This is a genomic window from Arthrobacter sp. FW305-BF8, assembly GCF_021789315.1.
In the GTDB taxonomy this organism is placed as follows: Bacteria; Actinomycetota; Actinomycetes; order Actinomycetales; family Micrococcaceae; genus Arthrobacter.
Genome location: NZ_CP084561.1, coordinates 4,149,938 through 4,163,060 on the forward strand (window position 1 = coordinate 4,149,938; position 13,123 = coordinate 4,163,060).

The following is a 13,123-nucleotide window of genomic DNA, read 5'->3' on the forward strand; positions in this document are numbered from 1 at the left end:
TTCCATAAAGTAGATAATAATATCCATAATACGAAAACATTCACGAGAGCAGCCCACCTCAGCGATGGGCCCAATCAGGAGGACATTCAATGGCGAACCCGAGCCCCGGAAACTCAATCACCCTGCGCGTGGAGGCACCGTCGAGCTTCACAGCCACCAGCGAGCTCGCGGCAGCCGTCGGCGCGGCCGGAGCGGCGATCACCGCGCTGGACGTCACCGAGTCCCACCATGAGACGCTGGTTGTTGACGTCACCTGCAACACCACCGACCAGGACCACGCGGACCGCGTGAAGGATGCGCTCAACGCGCTCGACGGCGTCACCGTGCGCAACGTCTCGGACCGCACCTTCCTGATGCACCTCGGCGGCAAGCTCGAGGTGGTGCCGAAGGTGGCGCTGCGCAACCGCGACGACCTCTCCCGCGCCTACACCCCCGGCGTCGCCCGCGTCTGCCTTGCCATCGCCGAAAACCCCGACGCCGCCCGGAACCTGACGGTCAAGCGGAACACGATCGCCGTGGTCACCGACGGCTCGGCCGTCCTGGGCCTCGGCAACATCGGCCCCGCAGCCGCGCTTCCCGTCATGGAGGGCAAGGCCGCACTGTTCAAGCAGTTCGCCAACGTCGATGCCTGGCCCGTCTGCCTGGACACCCAGGACACCGAGGAGATCATCAAGATCGTCAAGGCCCTGGCGCCCGTCTACGGCGGCGTCAACCTCGAGGACATCGCGGCCCCGCGCTGCTTCGAGATCGAAAACCGGCTCCGCGAGGAACTCGACATCCCGGTCTTCCACGACGACCAGCACGGCACCGCCATCGTCACGCTCGCCGCCCTGGTCAACGCCCTGCGCGTCGTGGGCAAGAAACTCTCCGAGGTGAAGATCGTGGTCTCCGGCGTCGGCGCCGCCGGCTCCGCGATCATCCAGCTCCTCAAGGCGCAGGGCGCACAGCACATCATCGCCGCCGGCCGCTCCGGCGCCATCCACTCGGGTGAGAAGTACGACGACGAGCACCGCACCTGGATTGCCGCGAACACCAACGCGGAAGGCTTCGACGGCACGCTGCACGAGGCCCTCAAGGGTGCCGACGTCTTCATCGGCGTGAGCGCCCCGCATGTGATCGGCGAGGAGCAGGTTGCCTCGATGGCGGACAAAGCCATCGTCTTCGCCATGGCCAACCCGACGCCGGAAATCGACCCGACAGTGGCCTCCAGGCACGCAGCCGTCGTCGCCACCGGCCGCAGCGACTTCCCGAACCAGATCAACAATGTCCTGGCCTTCCCGGGCTTCTTCCGGGGGCTGCTGGACGCCGGGGCATCGGACATCACGCCGGAGATGCTGGTGGCTGCCGCCGAGGCGATAGCCAACCGGGTTGCTGACGACGAGCTCAACGCCAGCTACATCATCCCCAGCGTCTTCGACCCCCACGTGGCCGCCGACGTCGCTTCTGCGGTAGCAAACGCAGCCGCCGCGGCGGCCCACGCCGCAGCAGGTACTGGCATCGCGAAGGCAACAGCGGAAGACTCAACAGAAGAAGCAGCCTCTGCTGCGGCAGACACAGCAGCTCTCGCCAACGCCTGAATCAGCCCTGGAAAGGACCCACAATGGCTATCACAGTCACAGACCCCCGGCCGATCGAGCGTGCGGAGGAGATTCTCACCCCGAAGGCCCTGGCGTTCGTTGAGGAGCTCCACAAGCGCTTCGCCGGCCGGCGCGGCGAGCTGCTCACGGCCCGCAAGGCCAAGCGCGAGCAGGTGGCCAGGACCGGCAGCCTGGATTTCCTGCCGGAAACCAAGAACGTGCGCGACGGCGACTGGAAGGTTGCGCCGGCACCGGCGGCCCTGCAGGACCGCCGGGTCGAGATGACCGGGCCGGCGTCGCCGGCGAAGATGGCCATCAACGCGCTGAACTCCGGTGCGAAGGTGTGGCTCGCCGACCTTGAGGACGCCAGCACCCCCACGTGGGACAACGTCATCGACGCCATCCTCAACCTCCGCGATGCCGCCACCGGGACGCTGAGCTACACCTCCCCCGAGGGCAAGGAGTACCGGCTCCGCACCGACGCCCCGCTGGCCGTCATCGTGGCCCGCCCCCGCGGCTGGCACATGGAGGAGCGGCACCTGCTGCTCGACGGCGAACCCGCCGTCGGCGCGCTGGTGGACTTCGGCCTGCACTTTTTCCACATCGCCAAGCAGCTGGTGCTCAACGGCCAGGGCCCGTACTACTACCTGCCGAAGATGGAGAGCCACCTCGAGGCCCGGCTGTGGAACGACGTGTTCGTGTTCGCCCAGGACTACCTCGGCCTCGGCCAGGGCACCATCCGCGCCACTGTCCTGATCGAAACCATCCCGGCGGCGTTCGAGATGGACGAGATCCTCTACGAGCTGCGGGACCACGCCTCGGGCCTGAACGCCGGCCGCTGGGACTACCTGTTCAGCATCATCAAGTACTTCCGCGACGCCGGCGCCAGCTTCGTGCTGCCGGACCGCGCCACCGTGGCCATGACGGCGCCGTTCATGCGGGCCTACACGGAGCTGCTGGTCAAGACCTGCCACCACCGCGGTGCCTTCGCGATGGGCGGCATGGCCGCGGTCATCCCCAACCGGCGCGAACCCGAGGTCACCGCCCAGGCCTTCGAGAAGGTCCGCGCGGACAAAACCCGCGAGGCGAACGACGGCTTCGACGGCTCGTGGGTGGCCCACCCGGACCTCGTGCCCGTCTGCCAGGAGGTCTTCGATTCAGTGCTCGGTGACCGCCCCAACCAGCTGGACAAGCAGCGCCCCGAAGTCTCGGTCACGGCCGGCCAGCTCCTGGACATCGCCTCTGCCGAGGGCCAGGTCACCGAAGCCGGCCTCCGCCTGAACCTCTACGTCGCGGTGGCCTACACCGCCGTCTGGATCTCCGGCAACGGCGCGGTGGCCATCCACAACCTGATGGAGGACGCCGCGACGGCGGAAATCTCCCGTTCACAGGTCTGGCAGCAGATCCGTAACGAGGTGGTCCTGGCGGACACAGGCAACAAGGTCACCCGAGAGCTGGTCACCCGGATCCTCGCCGAGGAAACCGAAAAGCTGCGCGGCGAGGTGGGCGAGGAAGCGTTCGTCCGCTACTACCAGCCCGCCAGCGCCCTGATCGGCGACATCTGCCTCTCCGAGGACTACACCGACTTCCTCACCACCCCCGCCTACGAACTGGTGGGCTGAGGCATGGCGGTACCCGAAACATCGCTGACCGCGGCGGACCTGGCCCGGATCGATGGGCAGCTGGCGGACACCGACCGGCTGCTCGAGCAGAACTACCCGGGCGACGACGGCTCCCGCCAGCCCGTCCACACCGTGTACGTCCCCGCTGACCGTTTCACGCCGTCGCTCGCCGCCGACTGGGGAACCCAGGCGCTGGCGACGGCGGCCGCCCACGGCGGGCTGGCCCGGCTCGGTGCGCTGCTGGGCCAGGACGCCGAGCTCGCCGAGGCCGTCGCTTCCCGGGTGGAGGCGAAGCTGGGCGCCGAACCGATCGAAGACCTCCGGCTCGACTTCGAGGACGGGTTCGGGGACCGGGGCGACGACGCCGAGGACGCCGGCGCGGTTGCCGCGGCGTCCGCCGTGGCGGCCGCTGTGTCGGCCGGCTCCGCGCCGCCGTTCATCGGGATCAGGTTCAAGTGCTTCGAGGCCCCCACCCGCGTCCGCGGGCTGCGAACCCTCGACCTGTTCGTCTCCGGCCTGGCCGCAGCGGGCGAACTGCCCGAGGGCCTGGTCCTGACGCTGCCCAAGGTCACCACCGTGGCGCAGGTGCAGGCCATGGATTACACGGTCTCCCGGCTGGAGGAAATCCATTCGCTCCCCGCCGGCCGGCTCCGGTTCGAGGTGCAGGTGGAGACGCCGCAGCTCATCCTCGGACCGGAGGGAACCTCCCCTGTGGCACAGTTGCCGCATGCCGTCCCCGGCCGGATCAGCGGCCTGCACTACGGCACGTACGACTACTCCGCCTCCCTGCAGATCTCCGCCGAATACCAGTCCATGGAACACCCGGTGGCCGACTTCGCCAAGGAAGTCATGCAGCTGGCCGTGGCAGGCACCGGCATCCGGCTCTCCGACGGATCCACCAACATCATTCCCGTGGGCGACAACGTGGAAAACGCCTGGCAGCTGCACGGCCGCCTGGTGCGCCGTTCCCTGGAGCGCGGCTTCTACCAGGGCTGGGACCTGCACCCGGCCCAGCTCCCCAGCCGCTTCGCGGCAACGTATGCCTTCTACCGCCAGGGCCTGCCGGCCGCGGCGGCCCGGCTGCGGAACTATGTGGAGCAGACGGAAGGCGGCGTCATGGACGAGCCGGCCACGGCGCGTGCGCTCGCCGCGTTCGTGCTGCGCGGTGTGCAGTGTGGCGCCGTCGGGGCCGAAGAGGTCCAGGCACTCGCCGCCGTCGGGATCCCCCAGCTGACTGCACTGGCCCACCCGCGGTTGGCCACCACTTCCAACTCCTAAGTAAGGAATCTCCCCATGGGAAAGTACTACTCCCCCGAAGGCGGACTGCCGCCGCAGACGCACCTGACCACTGAGCGGGCCATCGTCACCGAGGCCTACACGGTCATTCCCAAGGGCGTCATGACCGACATCGTGACCAGCAACCTGCCGGGATTCAGCAACACCCGTTCCTGGATTATCGCCCGCCCCATTTCCGGTTTCGCCACCACGTTTTCCCAGCTGATTGTTGAGATCGGCGCGGGCGGCGGCGCGCCCAAGGCCGAGTTCGAGGCCGGCGTCGAAGGCGTCATCTTCGTGACCCGCGGCAAGGTCAGCCTCACCCTCGACGGCGAACTGCACCAGCTTGAGGAGGGCGGCTACGCCTACCTGGCCGCCGGTTCGGAGTGGGGCCTGGAGAATGTCTCCGACGACGTCGTGTCCTTCCACTGGATCCGCAAGGCCTACGAGCGGCTTGAGGGTTATGAAGCCAAGTCCTTCGTGACCAACGAGAAGGACGTGGAGCCGACGTCGATGCCGGACACCAACGACGTCTGGAAGACCACCCGCTTCACGGACTCCAGCGATTTGGCCCACGATATGCAGGTGAACATCGTGACGTTCCAGCCGGGCGGCGTGATCCCCTTCCCGGAAACCCATGTCATGGAACACGGCCTGTACGTCCTCGAGGGCAAGGCCATGTACCTGCTGAACAACGACTGGGTGGAGGTGGAGGCCGGCGACTTCATGTGGCTGCGCGCCTTCTGCCCGCAGGCCTGCTACGCCGGCGGCCCGGGCGAGTTCCGCTACCTGCTCTACAAGGACATGAACCGCCAGGTCCGCTTGACCTAGTCCAATCCCACGCCGCCCCAATCCCACATCGCCGAAACCGCCGGAAGACTGCCAGCACGCTGGAAGCTTCCGGCGGTTTCGCGTGTCTCCGGCGATTTCGATTCCCGCGTGCACGTCAGCCCGCCCGAAACCCCTTGCGTCACAACTGCACGCACGGAAGCATGGGGGCATGCTGACGATCGGAACGACTGTCCTCGGCGTCGACGACGTCGCCCGCGCCACCGCTTTCTGGTGCGACGCCCTCGGCTACATCCCCCGGGAGGACGGCGATGAAACGTGGGTGGTGCTCGTCCCGCAAAAGGGCGACGGCGCCCGGCTCGCCCTCATGCTCAGCGAGACTCCTGTGCAGTCCCATCCGCGCCTTCACCTGGACCTCTACGCCGACGACCAGGCAGCGGAGGTGGAACGGCTCGTCGAGCTCGGGGCAGCCAGGGTGGCCTGGGACTCGTATCCGGATGACCCGGACTTCATCGTGCTCGAAGACCCGGACGGAAACCGCTTCTGCGTCGTCGATGCGGCGGCCTGACCCCTCGAAAGGGACCACACGGAAGGACGCACCATGAATTTCTCGCCCGACTTCTCGCCCCGCACGGCCATCGTCACCGGCAGCGACTCCGGGATCGGCCGCGCCACCGCGGTGGCCCTGGCCGAGGCGGGACTGGACGTCGGTGTCACCTGGCACTCGGACCGGGACGGTGCCGAGCGGACGGCGGAGGAGGTCCGTGCAGCGGGCCGGAACGCGGTGGTCCGGCAGCTCGACACCACCGACCTCCTGGCGTGCGCCGGCGTCATCGAGGCCTTGGCAGAGGACCTGGGCGGCGTCGACGTGTTTGTCAACAACTCCGGCACGGGTGACGGCACCAAGTTCCTCGAGCTGAACTATGACACCTGGGCGAAGACCCTGGACACTAACCTCAACGGCGCCTTCCTCTGCATCCAGGCGGCAGCCCGCCGGATGGTCGACGCCGGGCGGGGCGGCCGCATCATCGCCGTCACGAGCGTCCACGAGACGCAGCCGCGGGTGGGCTCGTCGGCCTACGACGCGTCCAAGCATGGGCTGGGCGGGCTGATCAAGACCATTGCGCTGGAACTGGCCAGCCACGGCATCACCGCCAACTCGGTGGCCCCCGGCGAAATCGCGACGCCGATGACGGGCCAAGCCGATGAAGACCCCCGCACCAAGGACCGGCCCGGCGTTCCCCTCGGGCGGCCCGGCGATGCCCGGGAGGTGGCCGCGGTCATCGCGTTCCTTGCCTCTCCGGCGTCGAGCTACGTCACCGGGGCGTCATGGGCGGTCGACGGCGGGATGCTCCAGATGGGGCCGCAGGCCGGCTCGCACATCACCGGCCACGAGTGGCGCGAGCAGTAGGAGAAACGGAAAGCGGCTGGCGGGTGAGTCACCCGCCAGCCGCCGTCCCGGACCTCGCTGCTAAAGCCCGGTGTCTATATCCCGGTGCCGCACTTGCCGGTCAGGGCTTGAGGACCACCTTGATGCAGCCGTCCTCTTTCTTCTGGAACTTCTCATACAGCTCTGGCGCGTCGGCCAGCCCCGCGGTGTGGGTGACCAGATCCATCACGCCCAGCGGATCGGCGTCGTCCTCCACCAGCGGGAGCAGCTCGTCCGTCCACCGGCGGACGTTGCACTGGCCCATGCGGAGCTGGATCTGCTTGTCGAACATGGTCAGCAAGGGCATGGGGCTGGCCGTGCCGCCGTACACGCCGCTCAGGGACAGCGTGCCGCCGCGGCGGACCGCGTCAATGGCCGTGTGCAGCACCGCGAGACGGTCCACTCCGGCAGTTTCCATGGCCTTCTGCGCCACCTTGTCGGGCAGGAGCCCCAGCGCCTGGTGCGCGAAGGCTGCCACCGGCGAGCCGTGCGCCTCCATGCCGACGGCGTCCACCACCGCGTCCGGTCCCCTGCCGCCGGTCATCTCGCGCAGTTCGTCAGCCACGCCCTTCGCATAGTCCAGGACCTCGACGCCGTGTCGCGCCGCCATCTCGCGGCGTTCCGGTACCGGATCCACGCCGATCACGCGCTGGCCCAGGTAGGTGCCGATGCGGGAGGCGAACTGCCCCACTGGGCCCAGCCCGAAGACCGCCAGGGTGCCGCCGGCCGGAGCATCGGCGTATTTCACGCCCTGCCAGGCGGTGGGAAGGATGTCCGAGAGGAACAGGTACCGTTCGTCCGGCAGTTCCTGCCCCACCTTGACGGGGCCGTAGTCCGCGAATGGCACGCGCAGGTACTCCGCCTGCCCGCCGGGGACTGAGCCGTACAGTTCCGAGAACCCGAACAGCGCGGCCCCGGAGTTCTTTTCCCGGACCTGGCTGGTTTCGCACTGCGACTGCAGGCCCTGCGAGCACATGTAACAGTGGCCGCAGGAGATGTTGAAGGGTATGACCACGCGGTCGCCCTTTTTCAGGTTGGTGACGGCGCTCCCCACTTCCTCCACGATGCCCATGGGTTCGTGGCCCAGCACATCGTCCTTGTGCATGTAGGGGCCAAGCACCTCGTACAGGTGGAGATCCGAGCCGCAGATCGCGGACGACGTGATTCTCACGATCGCATCCGTGGGCTCCTTGATGACCGGGTCCGGTACCTCCTTCACGCTCACCGAGCGCTTGCCTTGCCAAGTCAGTGCCTTCAATGAAATGCCTTCCTGTAGCTGCACGTCGCGTCCTTTCGACCGTAACGTGCCCGGGTCCGAATGTGAAGGTCAGTATGCTTACCAATTTTATTGAGGCCGCGGAGGCGGAAGGACGCATCCTTGCCTCTTCTCTTGTTTCGGCCAGAGAAGGCTCCTAGCGTAGGAACTGTTCTTGCCCCCAAGGAAAGGCGCCCGTCATGTCGCTGTACCAGCCCGAACCGGTGGAAATCTCTACGCGCATGCGCCCAGGCGAATGGACAGAGGCGAGCCTCGAGGAACTGGTGAGCACCTACCAAGCAAAGATCCTCGCCATGGGGGCGGCGGTCTCGGACGTGCTCACCGAGGTGGTCCGGAACGACGACGGCTCCGTGGCAGTCGCGGTGTCGTGGAACAAGGGGACCTACGCCGACGAGCCCGAGGGGGGCGCGTTCACGATCACCGAGTCCACGAACACCCAGTCTACGAACACCCAGTCCGGGGCGGACACGGCCGGGGCCTGACCGCATCTGGGCCTCCAAGCCGGGACCCTCAAGCCCGGCCCCTTCAAACCGCGAAGCCCTATCCGGCCAGCAGCCTGCCGATCGCGCTGCCGCCCAGGTTGTCGAGGAGCTGCCGCGGACCGTCATAGACCTCAACGGCCCCCGCTTCCCGCAGCTCAGCTTCGCTGGTGCCCCCGCAGGTGAGGGCTATGGTGGGGATGCCGAGTTTGCTGGCCGCCATGACATCCCAAACCGCGTCCCCCACATAGACGGCCCCGGAGGCGTCAAGCCCCACGGCCTCCAGCGCCGCCACAAGGATGTCCGGCTCGGGCTTGCTGTTCTCCGCATCATTGGAGCTCGTCGCTGCGTCGATATAGTCATCCGCCGACAGGGCCGAGCGAAGCGCTTCGAGATCCTGTTCCCTCGCAGAAGAGGCCAGAGCCACCGCCAGTCCATTTTCATTGCACTTGGCCAGCAGGTCGCGGGCCCCATCCAAGGGGCGGAGTGATGGCCAGTAGGTGCCGAAAACCCCGGAATGGGCGGACAGAATAGTCTCGTCCACGTCCTTGTTCCGGGAGTCCGGCAGCAGACTGTCAACCAGGCGCGCCCCGCCCATCCCCACGCAGCGGTGGATCCGGGCCATGGGCACATCGAAGCCCGACTGGCGGAACGCCTGCCACCAGGCAAGGGTGTGGATATAGGCGGAGTCGATCAGGGTCCCGTCAACATCGAACAGGACCCCCTTCTCTCTGCGCTTCCCCGGTGACAACTGATTCTGCGACTCTTTACTTTCCGACACTCCAGCCGACCTCAGTGCTCGGCCAGCATCGGCGCGGGGACGCGGTCAGACCCGGGCACCCGGTGCGACGCGGCCCTCGGCGACCCATAACCGATGCCCACCGTCGACTTCATCGCCTGCCTTGCCGGCTTTCCATGACGCTTAGGGGCCGGGCGCTTCACTGCGTCCTTGCAGCGGTCACGAATCAGCCCCGTACCGGCAATCTCCCTGGCCTGGGCAACCCCGGCAACTGCTGCTCGTTTCGTCGGGAAGGTGACGGATACCGCCATCAGCGCCCCCGTTCCATCCAGCAGCCGGATCCTGTAACCGCCGTCGGGAGCGTCCACCAACTCGAAATATCCAGCCATTTGGCTCTCCTCCTTCTTCACCCTTCGGTGACGTGTTTAGTAAGTATACTTACCTAACGCCAAAGATGAGAGCTGTCATCCGGTACCGGCCTTGGACGGGAGCGGCCTGTCGCTGCGGCGGGGCCGGCGCTGGTTCAGTTCCAGCGCACTGGTCACCAGCGCGAAGTGGCTGAACGCCTGGGGGGTGTTCCCCAAGTGCCGACCGCTCTGGACACCCCATTCCTCGCTCAGCAGGCCGACGTCGTTGCGCAGCGACAGCAGCCGCTCGAACAATTCCGTGGCCTCCCTGCGCCGGCCTGCACCAAGCAGCGCCTCCACAAGCCAGAAGGAACAGGCCAGGAACACCCCCTCGGCCCCCGGCAGTCCGTCGTCGCTCGCTTCCGGCCGGTACCGGAGCACGAACCCGTCCTCCGTCAGTTCACGCTGGATCGCGTCAATGGTGCCGAGCACCCGCGGATCGTCGGGCGGAAGGAAACCCACGCGGGGAATCAGGAGCAGGCTGGCATCGAGTTCGGGCCGGCCATAGCTCTGCGTAAAGGTGTTCCGGCCGGGGTCGAAACCGTTCGCCATGACCTCGGCATGGATGGTGTCGCGGAGTGCCTCCCAGCGGTCCGCCGGACCGGGAAGCCGGGAATCCCGGACCCCCTTGACCATCCGGTCTGCCGCCACCCATGCCATCACCTTGGAGTGGGTGAAATGGCGCCGCGGACCGCGCATCTCCCACAGCCCGTTGTCCGGCTGGTCCCAGGCGCCTTCGAGGTATTCCATCAGCGCCACCTGGACGTCCCAAGCTTCGTCAGTGTGCTTCAACAGCGAGTTGCGGGTCAGGGCAAGGCAGTCCAGCACTTCACCCCACACATCCAGCTGCAACTGGCCGGCCGCGGCGTTGCCCACCCTCACCGGCGCCGAATTCTCATAGCCCGCCAGCCAAGGCAGTTCCATTTCCGGCAGCCTGCGTTCGCCGTGGATCCCGTACATGATCTGCAGGTCGGCCGGGTCGCCTGCCACGGCCCGCAGCAGCCAGTCGCGCCAGGCCGCGGCCTCGGAGGTGTAGCCTGCGGCCAGCAGCGCCTGCAGCGTCAGAGTGGCATCGCGGAGCCAGCAGTACCGGTAGTCCCAGTTCCGCGGCCCGCCCAACTGCTCCGGCAGCGACGTGGTCACGGCCGCAACGATCCCTCCGGTGGGTGCGTAGGTTAGGGCCTTGAGGGTAATCAGCGAGCGCTGGACCGCATCTTTGTACGGCCCGGCCACCTTGCATTTGTCTGCCCACTCCTGCCAGAAACGCTCGGTTGAGTCCAACACTTCTTCCGGATCCACGGAACGGGGCCGGCGCACATGGCTGGGCGCCCACGTCAGCACGAACGGCACCCGTTCGCCGGCCTTCACGGTGAAGTCGCTGACGGTGTGCATGCGTTCGCCCCGCAGCGGGGCAGTGGTCACCAGGTAGGCAGAATCAGGACCGGCGATGGCATGGAGACCGTGGCTGTCCCGGCGCACCCAGGGCATGATGTGGCCGTAGTCGAAGCGCAGGGCCAGCTCGCTTCTCATCCGGACATGACCGTGCAGCCCCACCACAATCCGCACGATGTCCGCGACCTCGTCACGGGGCGGCATGAAGTCAATAACCCGGACCGCGCCGTCGTCGGTTTCCCACTCGGTTTCCAGGATGAGGGTGTGCCGGCGGTAGCGGCGCCGCGTGCAGCCGCCCCCGGCTGCCGGGGCGAGGAGCCAGCGGCCGGCTTCGGAGGTGTCCAGGAGCGCATTGAAGCAAGCGGGGGAATCGAACCGAGGAAGGCACAGCCAGTCAATGGAACCTTCAGTGCTGACCAGGGCCGCGGTGTGCAGGTCCCCGACCACCGCATAATCCTCGATGCGTACCATGCCCTTACAGTGCCACAGCCGGACCCGCCGCACGAGGGGTGGCCGGGTGTAGCCTGAGGTTAGGCGGAGCGGCCGCCGGAGCCTGCCAGTCAACCTTGCCTCGTCTTCCCGGCGCTGCCGGGTTGCGGGGCGGAATTGGAGCCCTGAGTGGATAGTCGCGTGAATGAAGCCGACGTGGTGGGGCACGTCCAGGACATGTTGCTGGACACCCAGGATGTCCAGGATTTCCTCGACGAGCTGGCCCGGTTCTCTGCGGAGAGCATGTCGGGGCCGCGCGGCCAGGTCTATTGCGGCATCACCCTCCTGCGGCACCGTTCGGCGGCCACCGTGGCCAGCAGCAGCGAGCACGCCCAGGCGGTGGACGAGATCCAGTACCAGTTTGGCGACGGCCCCTGCCTGCGCTCCTGCCGGGAGGGCGTCCTGGTCCACGTACCGGACTTCGAGCTCGATTCAGAGTTTCCGGATTACAACGACACCGTGCTGAAGAACGGCATCCGTTCGGTTTTGGCGGTCCCCTTCGAGCTGCCCGGGGCCGATGCGCGCGCGGGCCTCAACCTGTACTCCGAGAAGCCGAACGCCTTTGACGCCTCCGCCGTGGAGAGGGCAGTCAACTACGTGCGGCAGGCCTCCAAGGGCCTCAGGCTCGCGGTCCTGCTCGCCCAGCGCACCGACAACGCGGCCAACCTGAGGAAGGCGATGGAATCGCGGACCATGATTGACACGGCCGTCGGCATCATCATTGCGCAGAACCGCTGCAGCCAGGAGGACGCCATCAACCTCATCAAGTCGGCGTCCAGCACGCGCAACCTGAAGCTGCGCGACGTCGCTGCTGCCATCGTGGAGTCCGCCGGCGGCGGCCCCCTAGCCACCCACTTCGACTGAGTTCCCACGGATGAACATCCACATCGGAACGTCCGGCTGGAGCTACGACCACTGGGAGAATGTGCTGTACCCGCCGGGGCTTCCCACCCGGGACCGGCTGCAGCATTATGTGGCACGGTTCAGCACAGTGGAGCTGAACGCCAGCTTCTACCGCTGGCCGCGGGACACCACGTTCGCCGGCTGGCGGACCAGGTTGCCGGACGGGTTTTCCCTGTCCGTCAAAGCCCCGCGCGGCCTCACCCACGGCAAGAAGCTGTACGGTCCCGAAGTCTGGATCGAACGGATCTCGCGGTGCTGGCACGAACTCGGCGACAAGCGCGCCGTGCTGCTGGTCCAACTGCCTCCGGGCATGGCGAGGGATGACGCCCGCCTGGACTATTTCCTCGGCGCGGTGCCCGAGTGGATCCGGGTGGCCGTGGAATTCCGCCATCCGAGCTGGGAGCAGCCGGAGGTGTACGGGCTGCTGGAACGCCACGGGGCGGCGTACACCATCATGAGCGGCGCCAACCTGCCCTGCAACCTGCAGGCGACCGCCCCGTTCGTCTACGTCAGGCTGCACGGGCCCGACCACCAGCACCTGTACGGCGGCTCCTACTCGGACGAGGAACTGGGCTGGTGGGCTGACAGGATCCGGGAGTGGCGCGGCTCCGGACGGGACGTCTTCGCGTATTTCAACAACGACGGCGGCGGCAACGCCGTGCGCAACGCCGCCACCCTGCGCGGCATGTTGGGAGACGGCTGGGAGTAACAGAGAACGGGACGGCAACCCATGGGCCCCTGCCCTG

At 67.3% G+C, this 13,123-nt stretch carries 13 protein-coding genes; 9 read left to right on the top strand and 4 right to left on the bottom strand.

Translation table 11 applies throughout. The features are described 5' to 3' along the window. Positions 1-89 precede the first annotated feature (89 nt). The 6 genes from LFT45_RS18815 to LFT45_RS18840 all read left to right on the top strand — a co-directional run bounded on the left by LFT45_RS18815 (position 90) and on the right by LFT45_RS18840 (position 6,674). A complete protein-coding gene (locus tag LFT45_RS18815; protein ID WP_236805099.1) occupies positions 90-1,577 on the top strand; it encodes an NAD-dependent malic enzyme in 1,488 nt (495 codons plus the stop codon). A 23-nt stretch (positions 1,578-1,600) separates the two neighbouring features. Beyond that, entirely contained in the window at positions 1,601-3,199 is a 1,599-nt protein-coding gene (gene aceB / locus LFT45_RS18820; RefSeq protein WP_236805100.1) for a malate synthase A, read from the top strand. 3 nt (positions 3,200-3,202) lie between these two features. Beyond that, the gene (locus LFT45_RS18825) at positions 3,203-4,477 is read left to right on the top strand and encodes a DUF6986 family protein (protein ID WP_236805101.1); all 1,275 of its coding nucleotides are present in this window, start codon (positions 3,203-3,205) and stop codon (positions 4,475-4,477) included. 15 nt (positions 4,478-4,492) lie between these two features. Continuing rightward, complete coding sequence (locus tag LFT45_RS18830; RefSeq protein WP_236805102.1) at positions 4,493-5,305, top strand: bifunctional allantoicase/(S)-ureidoglycine aminohydrolase; 813 nt, start codon at positions 4,493-4,495, stop codon at positions 5,303-5,305. Between the two features lie 169 nt (positions 5,306-5,474). Further along, positions 5,475-5,831 (top strand): VOC family protein, encoded by a 357-nt coding sequence (locus tag LFT45_RS18835; RefSeq protein WP_111904956.1) that lies wholly within the window; start codon positions 5,475-5,477, stop codon positions 5,829-5,831. 33 nt (positions 5,832-5,864) lie between these two features. Further along, the gene (locus tag LFT45_RS18840; RefSeq protein WP_236805103.1) at positions 5,865-6,674 is read left to right on the top strand and encodes an SDR family oxidoreductase; all 810 of its coding nucleotides are present in this window, start codon (positions 5,865-5,867) and stop codon (positions 6,672-6,674) included. A gap of 100 nt (positions 6,675-6,774) precedes the next feature. On the opposite strand, the gene LFT45_RS18845 is transcribed toward LFT45_RS18840, so the two are convergent. Beyond that, positions 6,775-7,950, bottom strand: a complete 1,176-nt coding sequence (locus LFT45_RS18845) for a zinc-dependent alcohol dehydrogenase (RefSeq protein ID WP_236805104.1) — start codon at positions 7,948-7,950, stop codon at positions 6,775-6,777. Between the two features lie 197 nt (positions 7,951-8,147). Here LFT45_RS18845 and LFT45_RS18850 point away from each other — a divergent pair, with 197 nt between their 5' ends. Then, a complete protein-coding gene (locus LFT45_RS18850; RefSeq protein WP_236805105.1) occupies positions 8,148-8,450 on the top strand; it encodes a hypothetical protein in 303 nt (100 codons plus the stop codon). A 58-nt stretch (positions 8,451-8,508) separates the two neighbouring features. On the opposite strand, the gene LFT45_RS18855 is transcribed toward LFT45_RS18850, so the two are convergent. The 3 genes from LFT45_RS18855 to LFT45_RS18865 all read right to left on the bottom strand — a co-directional run bounded on the left by LFT45_RS18855 (position 8,509) and on the right by LFT45_RS18865 (position 11,456). Beyond that, complete coding sequence (locus LFT45_RS18855; protein WP_236805106.1) at positions 8,509-9,228, bottom strand: HAD family hydrolase; 720 nt, start codon at positions 9,226-9,228, stop codon at positions 8,509-8,511. A gap of 11 nt (positions 9,229-9,239) precedes the next feature. Beyond that, the gene (locus LFT45_RS18860; protein ID WP_236805107.1) at positions 9,240-9,575 is read right to left on the bottom strand and encodes a YegP family protein; all 336 of its coding nucleotides are present in this window, start codon (positions 9,573-9,575) and stop codon (positions 9,240-9,242) included. A 75-nt stretch (positions 9,576-9,650) separates the two neighbouring features. Beyond that, positions 9,651-11,456: a glycoside hydrolase family 15 protein gene (locus LFT45_RS18865; protein WP_236805108.1), complete on the bottom strand. Its 1,806-nt coding sequence runs from the start codon at positions 11,454-11,456 to the stop codon at positions 9,651-9,653. Between the two features lie 195 nt (positions 11,457-11,651). Here LFT45_RS18865 and LFT45_RS18870 point away from each other — a divergent pair, with 195 nt between their 5' ends. After that, entirely contained in the window at positions 11,652-12,338 is a 687-nt protein-coding gene (locus tag LFT45_RS18870) for a GAF and ANTAR domain-containing protein (protein WP_236809434.1), read from the top strand. Positions 12,339-12,348: 10 nt separating this feature from the next. Next, positions 12,349-13,086 (top strand): DUF72 domain-containing protein, encoded by a 738-nt coding sequence (locus LFT45_RS18875; RefSeq protein ID WP_236805109.1) that lies wholly within the window; start codon positions 12,349-12,351, stop codon positions 13,084-13,086. Positions 13,087-13,123: the final 37 nt, after the last annotated feature.